Annotated in this window: 21 protein-coding genes and 3 pseudogenes; 20 read left to right on the top strand and 4 right to left on the bottom strand. The window is 64.5% G+C overall.

Annotated features, from left to right (window positions below; genetic code table 11):
* The first annotated feature begins 132 nt into the window (after positions 1-132).
* From ASD15_RS32295 to ASD15_RS13020, 7 genes and pseudogenes are all read left to right on the top strand, one after another.
* Positions 133-609: a hypothetical protein gene (locus ASD15_RS32295; RefSeq protein ID WP_157200928.1), complete on the top strand. Its 477-nt coding sequence runs from the start codon at positions 133-135 to the stop codon at positions 607-609.
* Positions 525-1,220 carry a DNA/RNA non-specific endonuclease gene (locus tag ASD15_RS31710; protein WP_162249896.1) on the top strand — a complete coding sequence of 232 codons (696 nt, stop codon included), beginning with the start codon at positions 525-527 and terminating at the stop codon, positions 1,218-1,220. Before ASD15_RS32295 ends, ASD15_RS31710 begins: the two co-directional genes overlap by 85 nt.
* A gap of 11 nt (positions 1,221-1,231) precedes the next feature.
* Positions 1,232-1,648 carry a hypothetical protein gene (locus tag ASD15_RS13000; protein ID WP_057155416.1) on the top strand — a complete coding sequence of 139 codons (417 nt, stop codon included), beginning with the start codon at positions 1,232-1,234 and terminating at the stop codon, positions 1,646-1,648.
* A 310-nt stretch (positions 1,649-1,958) separates the two neighbouring features.
* Positions 1,959-2,219, top strand: a pseudogene (locus ASD15_RS33810) (phage baseplate assembly protein V); the annotation flags it as partial.
* Positions 2,220-2,319: 100 nt separating this feature from the next.
* Positions 2,320-2,940: pseudogene (locus tag ASD15_RS33815) on the top strand (type VI secretion system Vgr family protein); the annotation flags it as partial.
* Between the two features lie 221 nt (positions 2,941-3,161).
* Positions 3,162-3,329: pseudogene (locus ASD15_RS33820) on the top strand (DUF2345 domain-containing protein); the annotation flags it as partial.
* Between the two features lie 124 nt (positions 3,330-3,453).
* The gene (locus ASD15_RS13020) at positions 3,454-6,483 is read left to right on the top strand and encodes a sensor histidine kinase (protein WP_082551817.1); all 3,030 of its coding nucleotides are present in this window, start codon (positions 3,454-3,456) and stop codon (positions 6,481-6,483) included.
* Here ASD15_RS13020 and ASD15_RS13025 read toward each other — a convergent pair.
* A complete protein-coding gene (locus ASD15_RS13025) occupies positions 6,480-7,361 on the bottom strand; it encodes a LysR family transcriptional regulator (RefSeq protein WP_057155421.1) in 882 nt (293 codons plus the stop codon). The two genes, ASD15_RS13020 and ASD15_RS13025, sit on opposite strands and share 4 nt — an antisense overlap.
* Before the next feature lie 135 nt (positions 7,362-7,496).
* Between ASD15_RS13025 and ASD15_RS13030 the strand changes: the two genes are divergently transcribed.
* Together ASD15_RS13030 and ASD15_RS13035 are read left to right on the top strand one after the other, a co-directional pair.
* Entirely contained in the window at positions 7,497-8,195 is a 699-nt protein-coding gene (locus tag ASD15_RS13030; RefSeq protein WP_057155422.1) for a dienelactone hydrolase family protein, read from the top strand.
* Positions 8,196-8,245: 50 nt separating this feature from the next.
* Complete coding sequence (locus ASD15_RS13035) at positions 8,246-9,238, top strand: alpha/beta fold hydrolase (RefSeq protein WP_057155423.1); 993 nt, start codon at positions 8,246-8,248, stop codon at positions 9,236-9,238.
* Positions 9,239-9,248: 10 nt separating this feature from the next.
* On the opposite strand, the gene ASD15_RS13040 is transcribed toward ASD15_RS13035, so the two are convergent.
* Complete coding sequence (locus ASD15_RS13040; protein WP_200953965.1) at positions 9,249-10,001, bottom strand: SDR family NAD(P)-dependent oxidoreductase; 753 nt, start codon at positions 9,999-10,001, stop codon at positions 9,249-9,251.
* A gap of 147 nt (positions 10,002-10,148) precedes the next feature.
* Between ASD15_RS13040 and ASD15_RS13045 the strand changes: the two genes are divergently transcribed.
* From ASD15_RS13045 to ASD15_RS13070, 7 genes are all read left to right on the top strand, one after another.
* Positions 10,149-10,847: a FadR/GntR family transcriptional regulator gene (locus ASD15_RS13045; protein WP_057155424.1), complete on the top strand. Its 699-nt coding sequence runs from the start codon at positions 10,149-10,151 to the stop codon at positions 10,845-10,847.
* Between the two features lie 221 nt (positions 10,848-11,068).
* Complete coding sequence (locus ASD15_RS13050; protein WP_057155425.1) at positions 11,069-12,475, top strand: glycoside hydrolase family 105 protein; 1,407 nt, start codon at positions 11,069-11,071, stop codon at positions 12,473-12,475.
* Between the two features lie 9 nt (positions 12,476-12,484).
* A complete protein-coding gene (locus ASD15_RS13055) occupies positions 12,485-13,708 on the top strand; it encodes a DUF4861 family protein (RefSeq protein WP_057155426.1) in 1,224 nt (407 codons plus the stop codon).
* A gap of 81 nt (positions 13,709-13,789) precedes the next feature.
* On the top strand, positions 13,790-16,762 hold the full coding sequence (locus tag ASD15_RS13060; RefSeq protein WP_057155427.1) for a TonB-dependent receptor: 2,973 nt from the start codon (positions 13,790-13,792) through the stop codon (positions 16,760-16,762).
* A gap of 123 nt (positions 16,763-16,885) precedes the next feature.
* Entirely contained in the window at positions 16,886-17,140 is a 255-nt protein-coding gene (locus ASD15_RS13065) for a hypothetical protein (protein WP_057155428.1), read from the top strand.
* Entirely contained in the window at positions 17,140-17,514 is a 375-nt protein-coding gene (locus ASD15_RS31720; RefSeq protein WP_082551818.1) for a type II toxin-antitoxin system PemK/MazF family toxin, read from the top strand. Before ASD15_RS13065 ends, ASD15_RS31720 begins: the two co-directional genes overlap by 1 nt.
* Positions 17,511-18,440, top strand: coding sequence for an N-acetylmuramoyl-L-alanine amidase-like domain-containing protein (locus ASD15_RS13070; RefSeq protein WP_229418173.1), 930 nt, complete (start codon positions 17,511-17,513; stop codon positions 18,438-18,440). Before ASD15_RS31720 ends, ASD15_RS13070 begins: the two co-directional genes overlap by 4 nt.
* Positions 18,441-18,461: 21 nt before the next feature.
* On the opposite strand, the gene ASD15_RS13075 is transcribed toward ASD15_RS13070, so the two are convergent.
* A complete protein-coding gene (locus tag ASD15_RS13075) occupies positions 18,462-19,100 on the bottom strand; it encodes an NAD(P)H-dependent oxidoreductase (protein WP_057155429.1) in 639 nt (212 codons plus the stop codon).
* A gap of 154 nt (positions 19,101-19,254) precedes the next feature.
* On the opposite strand from ASD15_RS13075, the gene ASD15_RS13080 reads away from it, so the two are divergent.
* From ASD15_RS13080 to ASD15_RS32315, 4 genes are all read left to right on the top strand, one after another.
* Entirely contained in the window at positions 19,255-19,446 is a 192-nt protein-coding gene (locus ASD15_RS13080; RefSeq protein WP_057155430.1) for a hypothetical protein, read from the top strand.
* A gap of 169 nt (positions 19,447-19,615) precedes the next feature.
* A complete protein-coding gene (locus ASD15_RS13085; protein WP_057155431.1) occupies positions 19,616-21,868 on the top strand; it encodes a protein kinase in 2,253 nt (750 codons plus the stop codon).
* Complete coding sequence (locus ASD15_RS13090; RefSeq protein ID WP_057155432.1) at positions 21,865-22,395, top strand: hypothetical protein; 531 nt, start codon at positions 21,865-21,867, stop codon at positions 22,393-22,395. Before ASD15_RS13085 ends, ASD15_RS13090 begins: the two co-directional genes overlap by 4 nt.
* A 94-nt stretch (positions 22,396-22,489) precedes the next feature.
* The gene (locus ASD15_RS32315) at positions 22,490-22,756 is read left to right on the top strand and encodes a hypothetical protein (protein WP_157200931.1); all 267 of its coding nucleotides are present in this window, start codon (positions 22,490-22,492) and stop codon (positions 22,754-22,756) included.
* A 4-nt stretch (positions 22,757-22,760) separates the two neighbouring features.
* Here the strand turns inward: ASD15_RS32315 and ASD15_RS13095 are convergent, their stop codons facing one another.
* Positions 22,761-24,374, bottom strand: coding sequence for a sigma-54 dependent transcriptional regulator (locus tag ASD15_RS13095; RefSeq protein WP_057155433.1), 1,614 nt, complete (start codon positions 24,372-24,374; stop codon positions 22,761-22,763).
* Between the last annotated feature and the right edge of the window lie 21 nt (positions 24,375-24,395).

Genomic DNA, 24,395 nt, shown 5'->3' on the forward strand with positions numbered 1-24,395 from the left:
CGCCTGAGCCGGATGATTGCGCCTGAGCCGGATGATTGCGCAACTGCCGGAACAGGCCTGGGAGCAAATCGTCAAGGCCAAGCGCTACGACGCCCTGTTTGAACTGGCGCCTGGCCAAACGGGTGCGCAGCCATGATGAACCTGCAAGACATCACCAAAAAACTCTCGGACGCGACAACGGCACTGGCCAAGGCCGACAACGACCTGAAGCTGGAAATCGCCGGCGCCGCTGCCGATGCGGCGGGGCTGGTCGATCCCACGCCGGCTTCCGACATCGTCGGCGCCGGCATCTCGATCGCGCGCGGCGACTACTGGGGCGCAGCGCTCAGCACCGTCAGCATGGTGCCCTATTTGGGCGACGCGCTGGCCAAGCCCGCCAAAGCCGTCCGCGCCACCAAGGCCATCATGGGCCTGGAGAAAAAAGTCGCCGCGCTGACGCAAACCGTATCGTCGGCGCCGGCATCTCGATCGCGCGCGGCGACTACTGGGGCGCAGCGCTCAGCACCGTCAGCATGGTGCCCTATTTGGGCGACGCGCTGGCCAAACCCGCCAAAGCCGTGCGCGCCACCAAGGCCATCATGGGCCTGGAGAAAAAAGTCGCCGCACTGACGCAAACCGTCGCCGACCTGACGAAAGCAAAAAAACAAGCCGAAGCAGCCGAAGTGGCGGCCAAGGAAGCTAAAATTGCGAAAGAGGCTGAGGCGGCGAAGGATGCCGCCGCAAAGCAAGAAAAGTCGGCAGCAAAGAAAGATCCAGACTGTGAAAATTGCAAAGAGCCATCATCAAGCAAGCCAGCAACTAAGGTTGAGATAAGAAACGGTTACGAGTATACGCTGGATGAGGCAGGACGCGTTGGTAGAATAAAGGGTAAGCTGAAGAGTAACCCGGCGCAATCTCGTAATACCCAAGCGCAATTAAAAGCGGGGGGGGGAACTGATAGGCTCAAAACCGATGAGGGCGGCCACTTTATCGGAAGACGCTTCGATGGCCCGACGGATGAACTAAATCACTTCGCTCAGGACATGAACTTGAATCGGAGTGCTTACAAGGTCATGGAAAACGAATGGGACCGAGCTTTAAAAGCTGGAAAAGAAGTAATTGTAGACATAAAACCAAAGTATGTCGGCGACTCGCTCAGACCCTCGACACTTAGAATTAACTACTCAATCGATGGCGTTCCCAGTCAAGCCAACTTCAGGAACGTACGCGGTGGAAAATAGAAAGATTGAAAATGAATCAGACAATGTCAGAAGAATTTTATCAAAAAATAGGGTCCGAAGCCCTGAGTTGGGTTGAAGACTATGGCGGAAAAATGTTGGTATACGCTGAGCTGGACGATGGATTCATTGCGGCATCAATGGTCTATGAAAGCAAAACGCCTGGAGAGGCGACGTTCAAGTTCTGTCCATCAGAGCTGCAGGATGTCATAACCTCCTTCTGGGAAAACTGGAATAAAACAGCAGGGAACAAGACGTGGAAAGTGTTAATCTATTTGATTAACTCTGACGATTTTTCGATAGATTTAATTTATCCCGATCAGATCGACCCAAATGAAACTGCGACAGATCGGCGTACTAGAATATTCAAGAGCCATTTCCCGTCGTCGCGCATAGATTACTCGGATCCCGAGCTAGATGATGACAATTAAATAGCAGCCCTCGAAATCGCCCAGTTCACGATTCAGAGAGCCATTATTCGCCGTTTTTGAATAGTTAATCGTCGTTTTAATAGGGGCCAAGGCTCAGCGTAGGCATACCGCAACGCGTACAGCACGCCGGAACTCAACGGCCACCGCGGTCGGCCTGACCGACGCCGTCTCCACCACCACGCGCGACCGCCAAGTGCGCGTGCAATTCGCCTGGCAGCGCGGCGAAGGCGCCAACGCCGGCGGCATCGCCCACAACACCGACGCCAAGGGCAGCGCCCCCGGCGACGAGCGCGCCGGCACTTGGGTGCGCGTGGCCGAAGCGCTGGCGGGCCCCAACTGGGGCACCCAGTTCACGCCGCGCATCGGCACCGAAGTGCTGGTCGACTTCATCGAAGGCGACATGGACCGCCCGGTGGTGGTGGCCCAGCTCTACACCGGCAGCGACGCCCCGCCCTTCGCGGCGGGCGTGGACGCGGGCGTGAACCACGCCGGCACCATCTCCGGCATCCACAGCCAGAACTTCGACCGCAGCGGCTACGGCCAATGGCAGCTCGACGACACCCCCGGCCAGGTGCGCACGCGCCTGGCCAGCAGCAGCGCCGCCACCCAGCTCAACCTGGTTCGACCGCAGCGGCTACGGCCAATGGCAGCTCGACGACACCCCCGGCCAGGTGCGCACGCGCCTGGCCAGCAGCAGCGCCGCCACCCAGCTCAACCTCGGCTACCTGATCCAGCAGGCGCCCGGCTCCGCCCAGCGCGGCAGCTACCGCGGCGCAGGCTTCGAACTGCGCACCGACGCCTGGGCCGTGGTGCGCGGCGCCGAAGGCGTGCTGCTCACCACCAGCGCGCGCAACGCGCAAGGCAGCGGCATCGCCTCCACCCAGATGGACAGCGCCGAATCCCTGGCGCAGCTGAAGGCCGCCGAGGAACTGGCCAAACAGCTGGGCGACGCCGCCACCGCGCAACAGGCGCTGACCAGCAAGGACGCCGCCGCCGCGCACAAGGACTTCATCACCCAGGTCGATCCCCAGCAAAGCGGCAAGCACGCCGGCGCCGTCAACGGCCAGCAGGCGGTCAAGGCGCAAGCCGGATCGCGCGAGGCCGACAGCGCCAAGCCGGTGGAAAAGTTCGGCACCCCGCTGGTGCTGATGGACGCCCCGGCCAGCATCAACTGGGCCACGCCCGCCTCCACCGTGCTGTTCGCCAAGCCGGTGGAAAAGTTCGGCACCCCGCTGGTGCTGATGGACGCCCCGGCCAGCATCAACTGGGCCACGCCCGCCTCCACCGTGCTGTTCGCCGGCAAGCAGCTGCAATGGACCACGCAGGGAGATTTGCACCTGGCGGCCGCGCACACCGTGTCCTCCGTGGCCGGCAACGCGGCCGGCTTCTTCAGCCACGCCGGCGGCATCCAGGCCTTCGCCGGCAACGGCCCCGTGTCGCTGCAGGCGCATACCGGCGAGCTGGAGATCCTGGCGCCACCGTGTCCTCCGTGGCCGGCAACGCGGCCGGCTTCTTCAGCCACGCCGGCGGCATCCAGGCCTTCGCCGGCAACGGCCCCGTGTCGCTGCAGGCGCACACCGGCGAGCTGGAGATCCTGGCGGACAAAGAGATCACTGTCATCTCCGTCAACGACAGCATCGAGATCAAGGCCAGCAAGAAGATCGTGCTGCAGGCAGGCCAGGTTAGCACCAAGGCCCGGCTCTAGCCGGGCCCGTGCGGCGCGTCACCTTTGCGGGCCTCTACCAAAAGGCATAGCCCAAAATTTTTGCTTGCCCCCGCAGCGCTGGGCTGGCTAAATTGCGGCCATGGAAATACACATTACTCGACTTGTCCTGCGCGCCGTGCTGTCGTTCATGATGCTGGCCGCAGCACCGGCGGCACTGGCGCTTGACCCCGCCGTCCCCATCGCCGCCTACCACCACGACATCTGGACCAGCCGCGAAGGCGCGCCGCGCGAGGTGGACACCATGGCGCAGACCGCCGACGGCTGGCTATGGCTGGGCACGGTCACCGGCTTGCACCGCTTCGACGGCGTGCATTTCGAGGCCTTCAAGCCCGCCGCCGGCGAGGGCCTGCTGGGCAAGCGCATCACCTCGCTCACCGCGCAGCCCAACGGCGACCTGTGGATAGGCTACACGTTCGGTGGCCTGAGCCGCCTGCGCAACGGCCGCCTTCAGCATTTCGCCTCCGGTCCCGGCAACCCCATCGGCGCCACCTACAACCTGGTGGTGGAGTCGGACGACAGCATCTGGGTCGCCTCCACCACCGGCCTGATGCGCTACAGTGGCGGCCGCTGGGAGAAGATAGGCACGGACTGGGACTATCCGGCCACGCGCGCGGAATTCGTCCACCTGGACCAGCACGGCCGGCTGTGGGCGGCCGACAACAAGGCGCTGTATCTGCTGGACCGCGCCACGCGCAAGTTCCGTCCCACCGGCCACACGGTCACGAGCCCGCTGATCACCGAGTCGCCCGACGGCCGCACATGGCTGATCGGGAAGGAAAGCATGACGCCGCTGCCGCTGCCGCCCGGCCAGCTCGTGCCGCGCTCGCCATGGTTCAACCGCTCGGCCGCCCATTCCGGCATGTTTGACCGGCATGGCAATTTCTGGACCGGCAATTGCCCCAACGGCCTGTGCCGCATGCTGCCTGCCACTTGGCAGCAACGGGCGCAACAACCGGGCGGCACCTTCGCCCGCGGCGCCATCGACGACAAGCTGGACCAGCCTTGGCAGATGGCCAGCCTGAACGTCCATTCCATGCTGGAAGACCGCGAGGGCAATATCTGGGTGGGTACGCCGGCTGGCCTGGAGCGGCTGCGCCAGAACAAGCTCTCGACAGTGCAGTTCCCGCCCGCTGCCGGGCGCCTGTCGCTTGCGCAAGAGGCGGACGGCGCCACTTGGGCCGCCTCCTCCGACGTGGCCACGCTGTGGCGCATTGACGCCAACGGCCAGGCAGTGCAGCAGGAACCCGGTCAGGCCGTGTACGCGGTAGGCAAGGGCCGCGACGGTTCCGTGCTGATCGGCGGCGCCGAGCACATCGAACGGCGCAAGAACGGTGTAGTCGAGTCCTGGCCGCTGCCGCCGCTGCGGGAGGGCGAAAATCCCAAGAACTTCGTGCTCCTGCTGGCGGACGACGCCACCGGCACCTGGGTCGGCATCGGCGGCCGGGGGCTGTACCGCCGGGAAGGCGGGCAATGGCTGCCGCCCGACCAGCACAAAGGCTTGCGCGCGCCACTCTTTGCCGCCGTGGACGGCAAGGGCAACACCTGGTTCGGCTTCCGCAACAACAAGCTGCTGTACCACGACCACGGCAAGCTCACCGAATACGGGCCGGCGCAGGGCATCGATTTGGGCGCCGTCACCTTCGTGGACGTCCAAAAGGAGCTGGTGATCGCGGGCGACAACGGTATGGCCGTCCTGCACGAAGGGAAGTTCGTGCGCCTGGCCACGGCCGACCCGGAACTGCTGTCCAATGTGTCCGGCATGGTGGTCACGCCGGATGGCGACCGCTGGATCAACACCAGCAAGGGCCTGCTGCACGCCACCGCCACCGACTGGCAACGCAGCGCCGGCGATCCGGACACGCCGCTGCGCCACGAGCTGTGGGACAGTTCAGACGGTTATCCCGGCGCGGCGGACATCATCGTGCGCCTGCCGTCGGCGCTTGCGGGCAGCGGCGGCAGGTTGTGGTTCGTGGGGACCGGCGGCATCGCCTGGTTTGACCCGTCCCGCCTGCAGCGCAACACCAGCACGCCGGCCGTGCAAATTACCGGCATGCATAGCGACGGCGTACACCACCCGCTCGCTGCCGGCGTGCGGCTGGCGCCCGGCACCGCCAAGCTGCAAATCGACTACACCGCCCTCGCCTACACCATGCCCGAACGCGTGCGCTTCCGCTATCGCCTTGACGGCGTGGACCAGGACTGGCAGGACGCCGGCACGCGCCGCACCGCCTACTACACCAATCTCGGGCCGGGACGCTACCGCTTCACTGTGGAGGCGGTGAACGAAGACGGCGCGTCCAGCGGGCCGCACAGCGGCGAGCCGTTCGAGATTGCGCCGCGCTTCACGCAGACCATCTGGTTCGCAGGCCTGTGCGTGCTGGCCGCAGCGGCACTGGCGTACGCCCTGTACCAGATGCGGCTGCGCCAGCTCACGCGCCAGTTCCGCGAGCGCCTGCACGAACGGCTGGTGGAACGCGAGCGCATCGCGCGCGCGCTGCATGACACTTTCCTGCAAAGCCTGCACGGGCTGATCCTGCATTTCCAGGCGGTGGCGAACCGCCTGCCGCCCGGCAGCGACACGCGGCTGCTGATGGATAAGACGCTTACCCAGGCCGACCAAGTCCTCATCGAAGGGCGCGACCAGGTAATGGATCTGCGCGTCACGCCCGGCGGCAGCCTGGCCCAGGCGCTCAAGGACGCGGGCGCGGCCATGGCGGCCAACGGCGGCTGCCTGGACGGCGGCGACGGCGACTTCGCGCTGGCCGTCAACGTGGAGGGCAAGGAATGCACGCTGGCGCCGGAGATGCACGACGAGGTATACGCCATCGCGCGCGAAGCCATGAGCAACGCCTGCCGCCACGCCGGCGCCAGCCTGCTGCAGGTGGAACTGGGCTATGGGCCGCGTGAATTCAGGCTGGCCGTGCGCGACAACGGCAAAGGGCTGGACGACGCCACCAAGACGAACGGCAGGCCGGGCCATTGGGGCTTGACCGGCATGCGCGAGCGCGCCGAGCGCATCGGCGCGCGCATCGACATCAGCGATTGCGCCGGCGGCGGCGTGCAGGTGCTGGTGACGGTGGCAGCGTCGCAGGCTTACGCGCGGCGCTAGCCGCACATCATGTCGCGGCTGTCGGCATACAGCTTGGCCAGCCACGCCGACACCGCCTTGAAGCGCGCGATGGAGCCGGCGTCGCGGTGGCTCAGCAGCCACAGCTCGCGCTGTACTTCCGGCTGCCCGCCCAGCCTGCGCAGGCCGGGCGGATGGCCGATCAGGCAAGGCAGCAGCGCCAGCCCCAGCCCCTCCTCGCAAGCGCGCAGCATGGTGGTCAGGCTGTTCACGCGCACCGGGCCGCGCACCTCCGGCCCCAGGCTGCGTATCCAATTCATCTCAGGCAAATGGGAGAGCTGGTCCCCGTACATAATCCAGGGCTGCTGCCCCCATTGCTCGCGCGGCACGGGCTCGGATCTGGCGCTGCCGTAGACGGTCCAGCCGATGTCGCCCAACTTGCGCATCACCAGCGCCGCGTCCTCGCCCGGCTGCGCCAGGCGCAGCGCGAAATCGGCCTCGCGGCGCGTGAAAGACAGGTTGTCGTTGTCCGCCAGCAGGTGCAGCTCCAGTTGCGGATACTGCGCGTTCAGCGACGGCAACTGCGGCAGCAGCCAGTGGTCGAACAGGAAGTCGATCGCCGTGATGCGCACCGCGCCGGTAATGGCTTCGGCCTCGCGCGAGGATGCCAGCAGCATGCTTTGCACATTGCCGTACACCGCCTCGCCATACTCCACGAAAACCCTGCCCGCCTCCGTCAGCTGGTAGCGCGTGTTATCGCGGATGAACAGCCGCAGTTGCAGCGACTTCTCGGCGGCCGCGATGCGGCGGCTGATGGTGGACGCGTCCACGCCCAGCACGCGGCCGCTCGCGCTCATGCTGCCGGTGCGCGCCAGCGACAAGATCAGCGGTATGTCATTCCAGTCGAAGTCATTAGCCATTCGTGTTTTGTTTTCCTATCCCTATAGTCAGATCCGCATTTTTACAAAGCGGCATTGCAGGTTTGTCCGTTCCCTTGCCGCGTTTTCACACCTAAGATGCATCCATCGAAACGCAAGCACAACAAGGAGTCGCATATGAAACCAGGCATCACCATCCAGGCAGAAGACGGCAGCTTCAACTGCTACGTGGCCCGTCCGGCCGGCGCTGCACCGGCGCCCGTGGTCGTCGTGCTGCAGGAAATCTTCGGCGTCAACGCCGGCATCCGCAGCATCGCCGACAACTACGCCGCACAAGGCTACATCGCCGTCGCCCCGGACCTGTTCTGGCGCGCCGAAGCGGGCCTGGACATGTCCGAGGCGAGTGAAGGCGACTGGGCCAAGGGCTTCGCCCTGTACAGCGCCTACGACTTCGACAAGGGCGTGCGCGACATCGCCGCCACCGTGACTGCGGCTCGCAGCATGCAAGGCGCCAGCGGCAAGGTCGCCGTCACCGGATACTGCCTGGGCGGCCTGCTCACCTACCTGAGCGCAGCGCGCGGCCGCGCCGACGCCTTCGTGGCCTACTACGGCGGCGGCACCGAGAAGTTCGTGTCCGAAGCGGTCAAGGTGCAGGACCCGCTGCTGTACCACCTGGCAGGCGAGGACGAGTACATCGGCAAGGAAGCGCAGGCTGCCATCAACGCGGCGCTGGGCGCCAACCGCAACATCGAACTGCACACCTACCCCGGCTGCAACCACGCTTTCGCGCGTCCGGGCGGCAACCATTACGACGCCGCCGCCGCCGAACTGGCCAACGGGCGCACGGCAGCCTTCTTCAAGCAACACCTTGCTTAATGTAGCACAGCGATTTTTACCTAACTATTTACTAAAAGGAAGAACCCATCATGTCCACCAAGACCCAAGACCAAGCCGTCAATGAAGTCAATGTCTCGCGCCGCGGCGCCCTGACCGGCGGCGCCAGCCTGGCCGCGATCGCCGCAGCCGCCATGCTGCCGTTGGCAGCTACCGGCGAAGCACAAGCCGCGCCAGCCGCCAGGCCGATGCGCAAAACCGCCAGCACCATCACCACCAAGGACGGCGTGGACATCTACTACAAGGATTGGGGTTCGGGCCAGCCCATCGTGTTCAGCCACGGCTGGCCGCTGAATTCGGACAGCTGGGAATCGCAGATGTTCCACCTGGCGAACAACGGCTTCCGCGTCATTGCGCACGACCGCCGTGGCCACGGCCGCTCCAGCCAGCCTTGGGACGGCAACGACATGGACCACTACGCGGACGACCTGGCCGCCGTGATCGAGGCGCTGGACCTGAAAAACGCCATCCTGGTGGGCTTCTCCACCGGTGGCGGCGAAGTGGCGCGCTACGTGGGCCGCCATGGCACCAAGCGCGTGGCCAAGCTGGTGCTGGTGTCGGCGGTGCCGCCGCTGATGCTGAAAACGGCCGACAATCCGGGCGGCCTGCCGATCGACGTGTTCGACGGCATCCGCGCCGGTTCGGTGAAGGACCGTTCGCAGCTGTACCTGGACATTGCCAGCGGCCCGTTCTACGGCTACAACCGTCCGGGCGCCAAGCCTTCGCAAGGCATCATCAACGCCTGGTGGATGCAGGGCATGATGGGCGGCCACAAGAACACCTATGACTCGATCAAGGCGTTCTCGGAAACCGACTTCCGCAACGACTTGAAGAAATTCGACAAGCCGACCCTGGTGATCCACGGCGACGACGACCAGATCGTGCCGATCGACGCAGCCGGCCGCGCCTCGGCGGCGCTGGTCAAAGGCGCCAAGCTGATCGTCTACCCCGGCGCCCCGCACGGCCTGACCGACACCCACAAGGACAAGGTCAACGCCGACCTGCTGGCCTTCGCCAAGGCCTGAGGCGCCGCCATCACTTGCCGCCGCCGACAGTCAGCGTGGTGGCGGTAATATACGACGCGGCCGGCGACAAGAGCCACACCGCCGGCTCCGCGATCTCCTCCGGATTGGCCGGCCGCCGCATCGGGATGCCCGGCGCGGCGCGCTCGAGCCGGTACGCGTCGCCGCCGCGCGCGTGGATCTCGGTCAGCGTCATTCCCGGCGCCACGCCGCACACGCGGATGCCCTCCGGCGCCAATTCGCGCCCCAGCCCCATCGTGAACGCTTCCACCGCCGCCTTGCTGGCCGCGTAATGCACATAGTCGCCCGGGCTGCCGCTGCTGGCCGCAGTGGACGAGATATTCACGATCACGCCCTTCACGCCGCTGCGCTGGAAGGAAGCGATGGCGGCGCGGCAGCAATCCATCAGCCCCAGTACGTTCACCTGGAACACTTTAGCAATGCCCTCCGGCCTGGCGTCCGCAAAACGTCCCAGCCCGCCGGTGATGCCGGCATTGTTCACCAGTGCCGTCACCGGCCCCAGTTGCGCCTCCACGGCGGCGAACAGGCGCGCCACGTCTTCCGGCCTGCCCACGTCGCCCTGTACCGCCACCGCGCTGCCGCCCGCCGCGGCAATCTGGTCCACCACCCTGGCGGCCGACACCGCGTCGCTCTGGTAGTTTACGCCCACCGCGTAGCCGTCCTGCGCCGCGCGCAGGGCAATGCAGGCGCCGATGCCGCGTCCGGCCCCGGTCACGATCAGTACTTTCTTCAGCTCCTTGTCCATTCATTCCTCCCTCAGCGCAACATTGTGGGCGCCCAGTGTAGCGCAGCCGCCCGCCGATTGGCTTGTCCGCCTTGCCAGATTGGCCTGTCCAAACTAAAATCTGCCCACGTTGCATCATTTAACACATTTCTCGGACCCGCCCACTCAATGAAGAAAAATCCTGCGCCGCGCGAAGCCCCTGTCGCCGAGCCGCGCCTGTACCGGGTCGTAGCCTCTCGTATCCAGCAGCTGATCAAGGATGAAGACATCCAGCCGGGCTCACGCCTGCCGGCCGAGCGCGAACTGGCAGCGAAACTGACCGTGAGCCGCGCCTCGCTGCGCGAAGCGCTGATCGCGCTGGAACTGGGCGGCGTGGTCGAAGTGCGCGGCGGCTCGGGCGTGTATGTGTCCGAACTGGTGGAACCCCCGGCCGAAATGCCGGAAGTGGGTCCCGGCCCGTTTGAAGTGCTGGCGGCGCGCCGCCTGATCGAGTCCGAAGTGGCCGCCATCGCCGCCAAGGTGGCCACCGACTCCCACGTCGACGCCATCCTGCGCGCGGTGATGGAGATGGAACTGCATCACGAAGACCGCACCAGCAACGAGCAGGCCGACCGCAATTTCCACCTGGCCATCGCGCGCGCCACTGGCAACACGGCGCTGGTGGGCGTGATCGAGTATCTGTGGAACCAGCGCGGCACGCTGTGGCACAAGCTGAAGGAGCACTTCCAGACCGAAGACCTGCGCAAGCAAACCTTGCAGGATCACCGCAAGGTGCTGGAGGCGATCGCCTCGCACGATGTGGCCGGCGCCCGCCAGGCCATGCGCGCCCACCTCGAACGCGTGACCCGCACCTTCTCGCGCGGATAAGCGCACGCAAGTTTTCCCCTCCAGCGCCTCCCGGGCGCTGGCGTGTCGCATAAGCGTCACCCGCCGCATCCGCATGCTCCCGTCCTTCCCTCTCCAGCATCCCTCCCGCTGCCACTGTTACACACAAAGCGGCTAGTCCGCCTTGCAACTTTGGTCAGACCAAACTAGAATGGCCTGACCAAATGACGCACCCATCATTAAAGCAGCGCCAACGGAGACAAATGAATACCACCAAGAAATTGCTGGCCAGTGTGGCCGCCCTCACCTTGTTGCTGGGTTCCGCCCAGGCAGAAGGCCCTTACCGCAACCCGGACAACAAGAACCTGACCGATCCCGGCGAGGGCACTTATCCTGTGCCATACAAGATGCCGGTGGTATCCGAGATCACCGAAGTGCTGAACCGCATCCGCGGCTACATGGACGTCTCCACCCCCACGCGCGTGGTGGACAAGAAAACCGGCAACCAGATCACCGACTTCAGCAAGCCCACCAGGGACGCCGTCTTCGCCCCCAGCAGCGGCGACTACGGCATCATGGTCTACGAAATGGGCGTGGTGCACGCCGGGCTGTTCAAGGCGGCCGAAGCGACCGGCGACCAGCGCTTCACCGACATGACCAAGCGCCACTTCCAGTTCTTCGCCGACACCCTGCCCTATTTCCGCGCCCAGGAACAGCAGTTCAAGCTGGAACGCGCCAACAGCTTCTCGCGCTTCCTCGACCCGCGCGCGCTGGACGATTCCGGCTCCATGTGCGCCGCGCTCATGCGCGCCCGCGCCCTGAAAATCGGCCCGGACCTGAGCACCATGATTGCCACCTGCAGCGACTGGGTGGCCAACAAGCAGTTCCGCCTGCCGGACGGCACCATGGCGCGCAAGCGCCCGCAAGCTGTCTCGCTGTGGGGCGACGACATGTATATGAGCATCCCGGCGCTGGCTGAAATGGGCCGCATGAGCGGCAAGCGCGAGTACTTCGACGACGCCGTGAAAAACACGCTGCAGATGTCGAACTACCTGTTCAACCCGCAGTTGGGCATATACACCCACGGCTGGCACGCCAACATCCCCGACGCGCCGCGCTTCTACTGGGCGCGCGCCAACGGCTGGGCCGTGCTGGCCATGTCCGACCTGCTGGACGTGCTGCCGAAAGACCACCCAGGCTACCCGAAAGTGCTGGCCCAGCTGCGCGCCAGCCTGAAAGGCATCGCCGAGCTGCAGTCCGGCAGCGGCCTGTGGCACCAGATGATCGACCGCAACGACTCCTACCTGGAAACGTCGGCCAGCGCCATGTTCGTCTACGTGATCGCGCACGCCATCAACCAGGGCTGGATCAGCCCGACCACCTACGGCTCCGTGGCGCAAGCAGGCTGGACCGGCCTGGTTTCCAAGGTGACGGCCAAGGGCGAGATCGAAGGCATCTGCGTGGGCACCACGCTGGCGGGCGACCAGACCTATTACTACCACCGCCCCACCAGCGTGAACGCGCTGCACGGCTACGGCCCCACGCTGCTGGCCGGCGCGGAAATGATCAAGCTGATCAAGAATCCGAACATCGCCGTCGAGCACCGCGTGCGCACCTACCACTACATGCCGAAGGCCGCCGGCCAGACCGACTACCGCGAACACCATTAAGGAGACCGTATGAAAACCACCATGACGCCCCTGCTGGCCGGACTGCTGGCCTCTTCCCTGGCCACCCTGGCGCCGCTGGCCCACGGCGCCGGCTTCACTGTCAAGCTCAGCCACGACCTGGACATCGCCCGCCCGTCGGAAACCGTGACCATCCCGTGGACCGAGGTCAACCGCCAGCTGCCCGGCGCGCTGATCCAGCGCCTGGCCGTGAAGGACGCCTCCGGCCGCGTGGTGCCGCACCAGGTCACCAACCTGAAGCCGCTGGCCAAGGATCCGAAGAACGAAGGCCTGGCGTACGGCGAGCTGATCTTCCAGCACAGCTTCGCCGCCGGCGAAAAGTCCGCCACCTACACGGTTGAAACCATCGACGGCGTGGCCCAGCCCTTCCCGAGCAAGGCCTCGGCCCGCTACGTGCAGGAACGCCTGGACGACTTCGCCTGGGAAAACGACAAGCTGGCGCACCGCACCTACGGCCCGGCGCTGGCCGCGCCCGCCGCAGCAGGCAGCGGCAAGGAAGTGCTGGAGACGAGCGGCCTGGACCTGTGGTTCAAGCGCGTGAACTATCCGGTGGTCGACCGCTGGTACAACAAGGGCCATGACCATTACCACTACGACCAGGGTGAAGGCATGGACATGTACAACGTCGGCAAGTCGCGCGGCGCCGGCGGCGCCGGCGTGTGGCTGAACGGCGCCCTGTACACCAGCAGCAACTACTCGACCTGGAAAGTGCTGGCCAACGGCCCGGTGCGCGCCATCTTCGAGCTGCACTACGCGGCCTGGGACGCGGCCGGCATCCCGGTCACCGAAGTCAAGCGCTTTACGGTGGACGCCGGCCACTACATGGACCGCATCGACAGCACCTTCACCTTTGCCGGCCAGAAGACGCTGCCCATCGCCATCGGCCTGAACAAGACGCCCACCGACAAGGGCGAAGCGCCCAAGATCGCCGTGGTCAAGGACAAGGACTCATCCGCCGTGCTGCAGTGGATCCAGCAAGCCACCAAGGGCGCCTTCGGCGTGGCCGTGGTGCTGCCGGGCGCCACCGACTACACCGAGGACAAGCTGAACGAGCTGATCGTGGCCAACGCCACCTCGGGCCAGCCGCTGACTTACTACGCGGGCGGCGCCTGGGAGCGTTCCGGCGACATCACGTCGCAGGCGCAGTGGGAAGCCTATGTGCGCGCCACCGCGGCGCGCGCGCGCAACCCGGTGCGGGTGACCTGGAAGCAGTGAAGGAACCAGCAGGAAAGAAGTCAAGCAATACCGTAGCACCGCAGCAGTCTTACTCAATACAAAAAATTAACAGGGACAAGTATGGACAACAGCGAACAACAACGCCGGCCGGGCCGCTTCAACGTGCGCCTGGCGGGTTCCACTTCAATCACCGCGATGGCCCTGGCCATCAGCGCAGCCTACGCCCCGGCGTATGCGCAAAGCACGCAGCCCGTCCCGGCTGCGCAGGAAACCGCCACCGTGGTGGTGACCGGCATGCGCGCGGCGCTGGAAAGCGCCCTGAACAAGAAGCGTGAAGACAACGGCATTGTCGACGTCATCAAGGCCGAAGACATGGGCAAGTTCCCCGACACCAACCTGGCCGAGTCGCTGCAGCGCGTGCCCGGCGTGGTGATCGACCGCGACGCCGGCGAAGGCCGCAGCATCACGGTGCGCGGCCTGGGACAGGACTTCACCCGCGTGCGCATCAACGGCATCGAAGGCCTGGCCACCACCGGCGGCACCGACAGCTCCGGCGGCGCCAACCGCTCGCGCGGCTTCGACTTCAACGTGTTCCCGTCCGAGCTGTTCAACTCGCTGACCGTGCGCAAGAGCTCCTCGGCGGACATCGACGAAGGCTCGCTGGGCGCCACGGTGGACCTGCAGACCATGCGCCCGTTCGACCTGAAAGGCTTCAACGCCACCGTCATGGCCAAGGGCAAGTACAACGACCTGGCCAAGAAGACCGACCCGCGCGTCGGCTTCATGGTCTCCAACACCAACGCCGACCGCACGCTGGGCTTCCTGGTGTCGGGCGCCTACTCCAAGCGCCAGGTGCTGGAAGAAGGCTTCTCCACCGTGCGCTGGGATAACGGCCCATCGTCCGGCGGCTGGTGCGCACCGCAAGGTGTGACCGCCAACCCGAGCAACTCCACCGCCACCACCTGCGGCCCGGCCGCGCAAGGCGTGCCGCGCCTGCCGGCATCGGCCGCCGCCAGCGCCGCCTACGCCGAAGCGAGCAAGGCCGAGAACTTCGTGCCGCGCCTGCCGCGCTACGGCCGCCTGACGCACGACCAGGACCGCCTCGGCCTGACCGCGTCGGTGCAATGGCGTCCGGCGCGTGGCTCGCTGGTCACGTTCGACATGCTGTACTCCAAGCTGGACGCCACGCGCCAGGAAGACTTCCTGGAAGCGATCTCCTTCAGCCGCACCGCCACCCAGGGCGGCAAGCCGCAGACCAGCGTCGTGGAAGCCCAGTTCGCGCCGAACGGCTCGCTGCTGTACGGTAAGTTCAACGGCGTCGACGTGCGCGCCGAATCGCGCTTCGACGAACTGTCCACCACCTTCACCCAGCCTACGCTGACCCTGGAGCAGGACATCGGCGACTCGCTGCGCCTGCTGGCCAAGGTCGGCAGCGCCAAGTCCAAGTTCCGCAACCCGGTACAGACCACCACCACGCTCGACGCGCTGAACGTGAACGGCTACACCATCGACTTCCGCCAGAATGACCGCATGCCGGCCATCAGCTACCCGTTCGACCCGGCCAATCCCGGCGCGGCCATGGGCATCGTCGGCGTGCCGCAGGTGGCAACCGGGACCCAGCCAGCCTCGGTACCGAACACCACCACCAGCGAAATCCGCATCCGTCCGCAAGGCGCCACCAACACCAACGACGTGGGCCAACTGGACCTGGTATGGGAAGCCAGCGACCGCCTCAGCATCAAGGGCGGCGTCAACTACAAGAAATACAAATTCGACTCCTACGAGTCGCGCCGCGTGAACCAGGGCGACACCATCTTCGCGCCGCCGGCCGGCACCAGCATGTCCAGCCTGATGACCACCATCACCGGCTTCGGCAAGGGCCAGGATCTGCCGGCCGGCACCGCCACCTCGTGGGTGATTCCGGACCTGAACGCCATCGCCAAGGCCTACGACATCTACTGCAACTGCATCAAGAGCGGTCCGGCGGGCGGTCCCGGCGACTTCACGCTGTCCTCCATCACCAACGGCAACGCGCGCGGCAACAACCGCTCCGTCACAGAAGAGGACAAGGGCTTCTACCTGATGGGCGAGTTCAACCACGAACTGGCCGGCATCCCGCTGCGCGGCAACTTCGGCGCGCGCTACGTCAAGACCGGCCTGAGCACCACCGGCTACCAGTCGGCCGGCGGCGGCTCGCAAGTGACCGTGGACCACGACTACTCCGACGTGCTGCCATCGTTTAACGTAGCCGCGAGCTTGACCAAGGACTTCATTGTGCGCCTGGCGGCAGCCAAGGTCATGACCCGTCCGCAGCTGAACAACCTGTCGCCCGGCGGCACCGTGGCCACCACCGGCACGCCGTCCATCACCAGCGGCAACCCGCTGCTCAAGCCGTTCCGCGCCAAGACCTTCGACAGCAGTTTCGAATGGTACTTCGACAAGAACGCCTTCCTCGGCCTGGGCCTGTTCCAGAAAAACATCGGCACCTACATCCAGAGCCTGCGCACCAACGTCCCGTTCAAGGACACCGGGCTGCCGATGTCGCTGCTGCCATCGAACTTCAACGGCGAGGAGATCTTCCAGGTCACCGCGCCGGTGAACACCGACGGCGGCAAGCTGAAAGGCTTCGAGCTGAACTACCAGCAGCCGTTCACCTTCCTGCCAACCTGGGGCCGCAACTTCGGCACGCTGCTGAACTACACCTTCGTCAAGTCCAAGATCGAGTACCTGGTCTCGCCGACCGGCAACGCCACCATCACCGACGACCTGCTGAACCTGTCGCCGCGCTCGTGGAACGCCACGCTGTACTATGACGACGGCAAATTCAGCGCCCGCCTGTCGGCCTCGCAGCGCGCCTCCTTCGTCACCCGCGTGCCGGGCCAGAACAACAACGACGTCGAGGGCAAGAACAAATCCACCAACGTCGACGTGTCGTTCTCGTACAAGGTCAACGACAAGCTGGACCTGACGCTGGAAGGCGTGAACCTGACCAACGAGCCGAACGACCAGTTCGTCAGCCGCGCCCGCAACAGCGTGGTGGTCAACAACGTGACCGGCCGCGAGTTCCTGGCCGGCCTGCGCTACAAGTTCTAAGCCAGCCCGCTGGTCACAGCAGCACCCAAGGCCCCTTCGGGGGCCTTTCTCATTGTATCTACCGCGTTGACACGCATCTTGGGCGCCGATACACTAGACCAACAGTAATGAGGGGAATGCGTCATGCTTACATATGCAGTCGACACCTCGGTCAACCAATGGGGGAAGGGCCTGGCCGTCCGGATCAACAAGGCGGTTGCCAAGGGCGCCGGGGTCACGGAAGGCACGCGCGTCCGCATCACTGCGCAGGAGGGAAGCATCATTGTCGAGAAAGTGGAAACGACATCCTCGCTGGGCGCCATGCTGGCCGCCCCCGACCCCGACCGCCTCAGTGGCGAAGCAATGGCGTTTGAGCCTGTCGGCAAAGAGATACTCTAATGGCAGCTGGCGCCAAAGCCAACTGGTGCCCGGATCGGGCCGACATCATCTACATCCAGCACAGCGCACACGCCGGCAAAGAAATGCCGGGAATACATCCGATGCTAGTGTCGTCCCCGCGCGCGTTCAATGAGAAAACCGGCATCGTGATCGGCTTCCCAATGACGCACGCCGAATTCAATAAAGACAATCCTTTTGCAGTCGCGGTGCAAGGGCCAAATAGTGAAATTGGCTACATGCTCGCGTTTCAACCAAAATCATTCGATTGGCGCGAGCGGAAAGCAGGACGCCATCCATGGGGTGGCGGGCACGACTCCATCCTGACCGCCGCGCTTGCCAAACTTGACGCTATCTGTGGAATAAGCCAACCTTGATCAAGACAAGCAACCTCGCCCTGGCCAGCCTGGCAGCCCTGCTCGTCGGCTGCGCCAGCGTACCGCCCCGGCAAGCCGCAGTCCCTGCCCCGGCGTCCGCCCATCCCAAGCAGCTGTACCAAATGAGCCCGCAGGAAGCGGACGCCTACATCGCCCAGATGCAGCAAGCCGAGCCGGACCTGCGCAAGCGCATCGCCGCCATCGGCCGCCGCAACATCGGCCAGCCCTACAAGCTCAACCTGCTGGGCGAATACCCCTTCGAACTGCACGACACCCTGCCCACCTTCAGCCTGGAGCAAAGCGACTGTGTAGTGTTCGCCGAACATACCTACGCCATGGCGCTGTCGCGCAACTGGAAAGAGTTCTACTGGATGCTGCAGCGGATACGCTACAAGGATGGCGTGATCGGCGTCGCCACGCGCAACCACTACACGGAACAGGACTGGAACATCAACAACGGCTGGCTGGTGACGGACATGACGCGCGAACTGGCCGGCGGCACGGCCGCCTCCTACCCATTGCGGGTGGACCGCCAGCGCTTCCTGAAAACCTACCACAAGACCGACGCCGCCCTGCCGGTACAGGACAGCACCGAATACTACCTCCCCAAGGAGCGCATCGGCGAAGTGCTTGGCCAGTTGCAGGACGGCGACTTCGTCAACATCGTCTCCACCCGCGACGGCGCGTTCTGGGTCTCGCACGTGGGCCTGGTGGTCACCGCGCCGGACGGCAAGCGCATGTTCCTCAATTCGGCCGAACCGCAGGTACGCGAAGAAAGCTTCGACCAGTTCTTCGCCCGCACCGCCGAACGCGAGGCGCGCAACGCCGCGGAAGGCAAGAACGGCCAGAAGCTGGCCGGTTTCAAGTTCCTGCGGCTGAACGACCACATCGTGGTCCCACCCGCCCTGCCCCAGCCGCGCCCTTGAGCCCAGCCGGGGCCGGCGGCTTTATTTCAGCTCGGTGATGAACTGCTCGCGCGGACGGCGAACCTTTTTCAGGTTAACCAGCCAGTCTCCCTCGTCGGCGCGGTAGCCCAGCGGCAGCATCACCACCGAACGCAGGCCGCGCTCGCGCAGCTTCAGGATCTCGTCCACTTTGGCCGGGTCGAAACCTTCCATCGGCACCGAGTCAACTTGCTCCTGCGCAGCGGCGATCAGCGCCGTGCCCACGCCAATGTAAGCCTGGCGGGCGGCGTGCTGGTAATTGGTTTCCGCGTCGCGCTGCGGATAGCTGTTCAGCAGCTGCTGGCGGTAGGCTTCCCAGCCCTCGTTCCGGATGCCGCGTTCTTCGTTCACCAGGTCGAACATCTGGTTGATGCGCTCGGCGGTGTAATTGTCCCAGGCGGCAAACACCAACAGGTGCGAGCAGTCGGTGACCTGGGCCTGGTTCCACGCGTGCGGCTTGATCTGCTCGCGCAGCTCGGGGTTGGTCACCACGAACACTTCATACGGCTGCAGGCCGCTGGAGCTGGCCGTCAGGCGCACCGCTTCCAGGATGCGGTCGACTTTCTCTTGCGGAACCGCCTTCGATGGTTCCATCTTCTTGGTGGCGTAACGCCATTTCAGCACTTCCAGCAGATCGGACATGGGGACTCACTTTCTTGTAGGTTGATCTAGCCCCTATATCTAGGCGGCCACAGCCATTTCAAGTCTATTCATTAATGAAGTTTTCGGCTCACTGGCATGCATCCTGCTGTACCACTAACGGCGCTGTTGCCAATGTCTGTAACCGGGGTTGGAAATGAACACTGAAATTGTACGAAAGACCGTCTCCACCGCACTGGTGGCCGCATCGATCCTCGCTCTGGCGCCTGCTGCCCACGCAGCCGCCACCAACGCCAACAAGGACGACCGCCCGTCCTGGCTGCTGGGTGCGCTGAGTATCGTCGTGGCCATCGCCGTACGGCGCAAGACTGTCAACACTGACATGTAAAAAAACCGCCGAAAGGCGGTTTTACATGCAAATTTGACACGTGACTTACATAATGATTCCCTAGGCACAATATTTCACTGGCGGATGCGCGTCCGCTATGCGAGACTCACCATATCTGCTATTGAAAGGCGGTTCGGCAACGCAAGCGCCGTTCCGTCCCCGGAAAGATATGGAAAACCACGCCGCCGAAGTCACCAGCCCGCCGCAAGACGTCCCGCAGTTCAAGCATTACCAAATTCTCGCGCGCCTGGGCGCCGGCGGACACGGCGAAGTGTACGAAGGCTGGGACAGCCGGCTGCGCCGCAAGGTGGCCATCAAGCGCCACCGCGCCCTCGACCCGCTGCGCGACCCCGCCAGCCTGGTGAAAGAAGCGCGCATGACCGCCTCGCTGCACCACCCGGCGTTCGCGCAGATCTACTCGATTGAGCAGGACGACGAAGGCTGGGCCATCGTCATGGAGCTGATCGCCGGCCAGACCTGGCGCCAGCTCGCGCAGGACAAGGAACATCCGCTCGACCTGACCACCCTGCTGGGCTGGATGGTCCAACTGGCCGAAGCCATGGAAGCGGCGCACGAATCCGGCCTGGTGCACGGCGACCTGAAGCCCTCCAACCTGATGCTCGACCCGGCCGGCAAAGTCCGCATCCTCGACCTCGGCCTGGCCTTCCACGACGATGCGCAAGCCACCACCTCGGTCATGCAGCTGGAGCAGCAAGGCACCATTGCCTACATGGCGCCGGAAGTGCTGCTGGGCGCCCAGCCGGGGCGGCAGTCGGACATCTACGCCATGGGCGTGATCCTGTTTGAATTGGCCACTGGTGCCCGGCCCTTCGGCACCATGAGCGGCTTGGCATTGGCTGCGGCGCAGATGCAGTCCTCGTCTGCAGACTGGACTTTTCCCGATACGCTGCCTGACGAAGTGGTCCAGTTGATTCGCGCCATGACGGCCCGCCGCATTGATCACCGCTTATCAGCTATGCGACAAGTGGGGCAACGCATCATTACGTGCATCCATCAGCTGGAACTCAACTCAACCGGCACTGCGGTAACAGGGCGCACTCAAGGCAGCGGCAATAACAGCTGGGCCAAGTTTCGAGACAAGATCAGCGTCAGGCAGCGCATGGCGCACTTGCTGCCTCGTCGCCGCAGGATTATTGCCGCTGCGGTGTTGGCGATAGGCGCAGGCGTGGGGGGATGGCAGTTGATGACCAAGACTCCGCTACTCGGGACAACCGTTCCAACCTTTTCCAAGGCCCAAGCTATCTCGCGTGCACTGACGGCCCTGCAGCAGTACGAACAGCCTGAGCAACTGGAAGCGGCTGCGCGTGACTTCAGCGCCATTTTGGAAGCAGACCCTGAAAATGCCGCTGCCGTGGCTGGCATGTCCATGGTACATAGCTTTCGCTATGCCAACGATACGCAAGATGAAACCTGGTTGCAACGTGCGGCGGCCAGCGCCCAGCAGGCACTAAAACTGGACAGTCAACTGGCGCTTAGCCATGCCGCTCAATGTTGGGTGCTGGCCAAGCAAGGTCAACAGGAGGAATCGCTGGCTGAGTGTGAGCGCGCGCTGGCATTGGAGCCCGGACATTTTTTTGGCACTTTTGGAAAATCCCAAGCTTTAACCCGACTGCGACGCTACGACGAAGCCCGCCAATGGATCGAACAGGCGATCAAACGCAATCCCGGTCAACGCATTTTTGCGGATTCCCTTGGGGCGGTCTTTTTCGAGCAAGGCAACTACGCAGAGGCAGAACGTGCATTTCGACACAGCATTCAATTGCAGCCGGATTCTGCGTTCGCTTATGCCAGCCTGAATGCCGCCCTCCTGCGCCTAAACCGCAGTGACGAAGGCCTGCGCGTGTTGCAGCAAGGCTTACAGATCCGCCCAAATGGCGTGCTTTACACGAGCTTAGGAAACGCCTTGTTCGCTCGCGGCGACTATGTTGGGGCGGCCGACGCATTCGAACGCGCAGTTACCCCTCCGACCGGCAATCCCAATAGCTACTTACGCTGGGCCAATCTCGGCGATACATTACTCTGGATACCCGGCCGCGCATCACAGGCGCGAGAAGCCTATCAAAAGGCACTTAAACTACTTGAACCTCGCCTGCAGCGCACTCCCAAAGACGCAACCTTGATGTCACGCATGGGATTGTATTCTATACGAGCTGGGGATGCCGAGCGGGGCGTGGGATTGCTAGAAAAAGCTACTTCCGCAGCTCCGACCAGCCCGGATATCCACTTCCGAGCGGGCTTGGCATACGAATTGCTTAAAAAAAGAGAACCTGCGCTTGCCGCACTAGCGCAAGCTAAAAAGAACGGCTACCCGGCCAGTGCAATCGAGTCCGAGCCAGACTTGGTAGAACTGAGACGGGACCCCCGCTACCTGTCCCAATCAACAAATGGAGCCCAACCATGAGCAACAAGAGAAAACCAGGGGACGTTGTCCTCACCGTCATCTTTGATATTGACCAAGATAGCCAGTTGCTGCAGTGGTCTTTCACGATTGACGGCGAACCTATCTCTGGCAAAGGCGTAGAAACTGGGCTGCTAGCCTTCGTCACAGGAGATACGCTCAAACTCGTAGCCATTGCAAAGAGCAAGAACGGAAAGCTGAACCGTGTCACCATTGACGACTGCTTCATTATCACAACGCCGCGCGTGATCACCCGCCGCGAGGACATGGAAAACGCAGGCCAGTTCGCTCCACCATCACCTTTTGCTCGTCAAAATGCGGTAGTCAACTTTGGCACTGGCGCATTTGAGGGGAGTAATGAGGAAGCAGTATGGGTGCCGCCCGTGCAGTTTGATTGCTCAAATCTGGGCCGATGGGAACTGTCCTTCATCATGACCACAACGATCCACCGTACTGGCGATATGCTCGGTCACGAAGAGCGCCGTGTGTTCGGATTTGATCCAGAGTGTGAAGTAGGACCGGGCGGCTAAATGTCGGCCATAGCCGGTACGAAGCAGGCCTTAGCGCCTCGGCACCTATTCTGAGCTGCGCGGCGCAGCGGTCGACAGCGCGGTGGCTTGGCCCATGCACTTTCACAGCAGCGCTCGCCGCACCACCTGCACGCAGCACCTCGGTGCCTGCTTTAAGCTGCAAAGCGCAACGCCCTTTAACTATTCCAAGGAATTAGGTATGCAACACGCACAACAAGAACCAATCTTCTCCAGCATCCGCAAAATTTTTGCTGGCGAAACGCCAGTGCAGAAGCCGGTGGCTGAAATGCGCCCATTGACCCAAGACGAACTGCGTGCAGTGGCTGGCGGCCCAGAATGTGAAGTCGGCAGCGGCCTCTAAGCCATCAACTAATGCCCAACGCCCCTAGGTAACGCCTTAGCGCCTCGGCAGGTGTTCTGAGCTGCGCGGCGCAGCGGTCGACGGCGCCGTCGCAGGCCGCGAGCGCGGTGCGCAGCTCTTCTTCGGCGATCCGCTCGGGTCGCCGGATCTGCGGATGTTCATCCAGCAGCTTGTACATGGTCGGACGGGAAATCCCCAGCGACTGCGCGGCGCTCAGTATGCGCCAGCCGTTGCCGTCCATCGCGGCCAACACCTCTTCATGATCCGGCATCGTCCGCCGCCCGCGCCGCGCTTCCGCCGGCACCGGCGCACCGCTTCCTGCCGTGCTGGCGCCTGCCTGGCCTGCCCCGCCGTAGCCAGCGCGGGCCTGTCCGGCACTGTATGCCGCACCATCCGCCCCGCCCTCGTCATGCTGCGCCGCTGAAGCAGCCAGCCTGGCCGCGCTGCCCTGCGGCGCCGGCACGCTGCGCGTGAGCGCCGTCAGCAGCGGCACTTCCCCCATCCGCACCGACAGCAGCGCGCGCCGCACCACTTGCGCCAGCTGGCGCACGTTGCCCGGCCAGTCGTAGCAGGCGCAGTCGCTCACCAGCGCGAACGGGAATTCCTCCGCCGTCGCCCCGCCCTCGGCCAGGAAGTGCTGGATCAGCACGCCGATATCCTCGCGCCGCTCGCGCAGCGGGGTCATGGGGATCACATAGCTTTCCAGGCGCCGCAACAGCGCGTGGTTGAACGAGCCGCCGTACAGGTCCTGGTCGGTGGCCGCGATCAGGCGCGCGCTGCTGTGGCGGTCTGCCGGCGCGCCCACGGGACGGTAGTCGCCGCTTTCCAGCACGCGCAGCAGCATGGGCTGCACCACGGCCGGGGTGTTGCCGATTTCGTCCAGGAACAGGGTGGCGCCGTCAGCCTCGCCGAACAGGCCGATGCGCACCGTCTGCGCGCCGGTGTAGGCGCCCTTGGCGGCGCCGAACAGTTCCACCGCCGCCAGCGATTCGTTCAGGGTGGCCATGTTCACCGCCACCAGCGGCGCGCCAGAACGCGGCCCCATGGCGTGGATGGCGCGCGCGGCCACTTCCTTGCCGCTGCCGGTTTCGCCCAGCAGCAGCACCGGCATATTGGTCTGCGCGGCGGCGCGGATCTGCTCGCGCATCATGATGGCGGCGCTGCCCACGCCCAGCAGCCCGGCCACCGGGTTGTGGCGCGGCAGCGAGGTGGCCCAGTGCAGGCACAGCAGCACGGCGCGGCCCAGGCCCAGCACGGTCCCTTCGGCCACCCGCTCCGGTCCCAGGTGCTGCACGGTGCGGACTTCCTCGCCGTCCAGCTCGAAGATCATGCGGCTGTCCGGCGGCGTCACTTCCACGCCGCCGTCCGGCGTGCGGGCGATGCGCAGCGGCTGGCGCGAGATGCCGCCGTAGCCCAGCGGCAGACGGTCCTTGCCGGGCCGGCTGAACATGGGCATGAAGCGGCCCAGCTCGATCACGCCGTCGCCGCTGCCGTCCAGGTACTGTTCGCCGATGCGCGCGGCGTCGGGATGCCACAGCACCGTGAGCGCCAGCACCGGCCCGCCGTTGACTTCGGCGTCGCGCAGCGGGGAGGTCAGCGTGTAATCGGTATCGTTCAAGCCTGCAACCAAAGTCTTCTC

The sequence above is a fragment of the Massilia sp. Root351 genome (assembly GCF_001425045.1).
In the GTDB taxonomy this organism is placed as follows: domain Bacteria; phylum Pseudomonadota; class Gammaproteobacteria; order Burkholderiales; family Burkholderiaceae_D; genus Rugamonas.

What these genes read in the sequence shown, in the direction of transcription:
- ASD15_RS32295 (WP_157200928.1), top strand. Translation starts at nt 133, where the DNA reads ATGATGAACCTGCAAGACATCACCAAAAAACTCTCGGACGCGACAACG.
- ASD15_RS13000 (WP_057155416.1), top strand. Translation starts at nt 1,232, where the DNA reads ATGAATCAGACAATGTCAGAAGAATTTTATCAAAAAATAGGGTCCGAA.
- ASD15_RS13020 (WP_082551817.1), top strand. Translation starts at nt 3,454, where the DNA reads ATGGAAATACACATTACTCGACTTGTCCTGCGCGCCGTGCTGTCGTTC.
- ASD15_RS13025 (WP_057155421.1), bottom strand. Translation starts at nt 7,361, where the DNA reads ATGGCTAATGACTTCGACTGGAATGACATACCGCTGATCTTGTCGCTG.
- ASD15_RS13030 (WP_057155422.1), top strand. Translation starts at nt 7,497, where the DNA reads ATGAAACCAGGCATCACCATCCAGGCAGAAGACGGCAGCTTCAACTGC.
- ASD15_RS13035 (WP_057155423.1), top strand. Translation starts at nt 8,246, where the DNA reads ATGTCCACCAAGACCCAAGACCAAGCCGTCAATGAAGTCAATGTCTCG.
- ASD15_RS13040 (WP_200953965.1), bottom strand. Translation starts at nt 10,001, where the DNA reads ATGGACAAGGAGCTGAAGAAAGTACTGATCGTGACCGGGGCCGGACGC.
- ASD15_RS13045 (WP_057155424.1), top strand. Translation starts at nt 10,149, where the DNA reads ATGAAGAAAAATCCTGCGCCGCGCGAAGCCCCTGTCGCCGAGCCGCGC.
- ASD15_RS13050 (WP_057155425.1), top strand. Translation starts at nt 11,069, where the DNA reads ATGAATACCACCAAGAAATTGCTGGCCAGTGTGGCCGCCCTCACCTTG.
- ASD15_RS13055 (WP_057155426.1), top strand. Translation starts at nt 12,485, where the DNA reads ATGAAAACCACCATGACGCCCCTGCTGGCCGGACTGCTGGCCTCTTCC.
- ASD15_RS13060 (WP_057155427.1), top strand. Translation starts at nt 13,790, where the DNA reads ATGGACAACAGCGAACAACAACGCCGGCCGGGCCGCTTCAACGTGCGC.
- ASD15_RS13065 (WP_057155428.1), top strand. Translation starts at nt 16,886, where the DNA reads ATGCTTACATATGCAGTCGACACCTCGGTCAACCAATGGGGGAAGGGC.
- ASD15_RS31720 (WP_082551818.1), top strand. Translation starts at nt 17,140, where the DNA reads ATGGCAGCTGGCGCCAAAGCCAACTGGTGCCCGGATCGGGCCGACATC.
- ASD15_RS13075 (WP_057155429.1), bottom strand. Translation starts at nt 19,100, where the DNA reads ATGTCCGATCTGCTGGAAGTGCTGAAATGGCGTTACGCCACCAAGAAG.
- ASD15_RS13080 (WP_057155430.1), top strand. Translation starts at nt 19,255, where the DNA reads ATGAACACTGAAATTGTACGAAAGACCGTCTCCACCGCACTGGTGGCC.
- ASD15_RS13085 (WP_057155431.1), top strand. Translation starts at nt 19,616, where the DNA reads ATGGAAAACCACGCCGCCGAAGTCACCAGCCCGCCGCAAGACGTCCCG.
- ASD15_RS13090 (WP_057155432.1), top strand. Translation starts at nt 21,865, where the DNA reads ATGAGCAACAAGAGAAAACCAGGGGACGTTGTCCTCACCGTCATCTTT.
- ASD15_RS32315 (WP_157200931.1), top strand. Translation starts at nt 22,490, where the DNA reads ATGCACTTTCACAGCAGCGCTCGCCGCACCACCTGCACGCAGCACCTC.